At 67.3% G+C, this 1,779-nt stretch carries 1 protein-coding gene; it reads left to right on the top strand.

Annotated features, from left to right (window positions below; translation table 11 throughout):
• Positions 1–84 precede the first annotated feature (84 nt).
• A complete protein-coding gene (locus EOA38_RS35625) occupies positions 85–1,596 on the top strand; it encodes an ABC transporter ATP-binding protein (protein WP_127301421.1) in 1,512 nt (503 codons plus the stop codon).
• The last annotated feature ends 183 nt before the right edge of the window (positions 1,597–1,779 follow it).

The raw sequence follows: 1,779 nt of genomic DNA, 5'->3' as shown, positions 1-1,779 counted from the left end.
CGAGGCGGTTGGGGCGACCCCTCCCGCCTCGCTTCGCTCGGCACCCTCCCCTCGAGGGGGAGGGGTATCAGTGCAGGAGCACCCTTGTCCGCCCCTCTCATCGAAATGCGCGGCATCACCAAGAGCTTCGGCGCCGTCAAGGCGAACGAGGCCGTCGACCTCAGCGTCGCGCTGGGCGAGATCCTCGGCCTGCTCGGCGAGAACGGCGCCGGCAAGACGACGCTGATGAACGTGCTGTTCGGCGCCTATGCGCCGGACGCCGGCGAGATCCTGGTCGAGGGCAGATCGGTCGCCATCCACGATTCGGCCGATGCCTTGGCCGCCGGCATCGGCATGGTGCATCAGCATTTCCATCTGGCGCCACGGCTGACGGTGCTGGAGAACCTTCTGATCGGCATCCCCGGCAAGTCCGGCCGCATCGATCGCGCGGGCGGGCTCGCCCGGCTCAGGGAAATCGGCAGCCGGCATGGCTTGAGCCTCGATCCGAACCTGCCGGTCTCGGCGCTCTCGGTCGGCGAGCAGCAGCGGCTGGAAATCATCAAGGCGCTGTTTCGCGGCGCCAAGCTTTTGATCCTCGACGAGCCGACGGCGGTGCTGGCGCCGAGTGAAGTGGACGGCCTGTTCGCCGCTTTGCGGTCCATGGCAGCCCAAGGGCTCGGCATCATCTTCATCTCGCACAAGCTCAACGAGGTCAGAGCGCTCACGCATCGCTGCGTGGTGCTGCGCCACGGCAAGGTCGCCGGCCGCGTCGATCATCCGGCCAGCACGACCTCGGCCGAGATGGCGAAGCTGATGTGCGGCCACGAGATCGTACCGCCGACCAAAGAGGCTACGACGCCCGGTGCCTCGGTGCTGACGCTCGACGCTATTTCCACTACCGGCCATGCCGGCACGCCGCTGCGCGAGGTGTCGCTTTTCGTCCGCGCCGGGGAGATCCTGGGTATCGCCGGCGTTTCCGGCAACGGCCAGCGGGCGCTCGCCGACGTCATCTCCGGCATGTTGCAGCCTCAAGCCGGCACGATGACGATAGCCGGCAAAAAGGTGACGCAATTCTCGCCGCGCGCACTGCAGGCGCTCGGGCTCGGCCGTATTCCGGAAGACCGGATGACGACCGGCCTGGTCACCAACCTGCCGCTCGCCGATTCCATGGTGCTGCCGCGCGTCGGAACCGAGGCCTTCAGCCGCAAGGGGCTGCTCAATCCGGCCGCGATCCGCGCCTTCGCCGAGGCGCAGATCAAGGCCTACGACATACGCTGTCCCGGGCCGATGGTGCGCGCCGGCGCGCTTTCCGGCGGCAATCTGCAGAAGGCGCTTTTGGCGCGCGAGCTCGCCTTCGACCCAAAAGTACTGATCGTCTCGCAGCCGACGCGCGGGCTCGACATCGGCGCCGCCCGCTTCATCCACGAGAAGTTCCTCGCCATGCGCGCCAAGGGCTGCGGCATCATCATCATCGGCGAGGATCTCGAGGAATTGCTGATGCTCTCGGACCGCATCGCGGTGATGTATGAGGGCCGCATCGCCGGCACGCTTTCCGGCGCGGAGGCCACCGTCGCGAGGCTCGGGCTGATGATGACCGGCGCGGAGGGAAGGTCGTAGTGCGATGAGGTTGCCTCTGATTGCGGACGTCGGCGCCGCCCCTCACCTGCCTGCCGGCATCCTCTCCCCGTATAGTGACGGGGAGAGGGACGCTGTCGCCATCGATTTCGCCAATCGCCAGCGTTGGAGAAAAGAGCGCCGAGGCTTCGGCCAGCCCCCTTCTCCCCGTCACTATACGGGGAG

The sequence above is a fragment of the Mesorhizobium sp. M1E.F.Ca.ET.041.01.1.1 genome (genome assembly GCF_003997355.1).
In the GTDB taxonomy this organism is placed as follows: Bacteria; Pseudomonadota; Alphaproteobacteria; order Rhizobiales; family Rhizobiaceae; genus Mesorhizobium.
The sequence above is the reverse complement of the archived record's forward strand: the minus strand, read 5'-3'. Positions and strand labels throughout refer to the sequence as shown.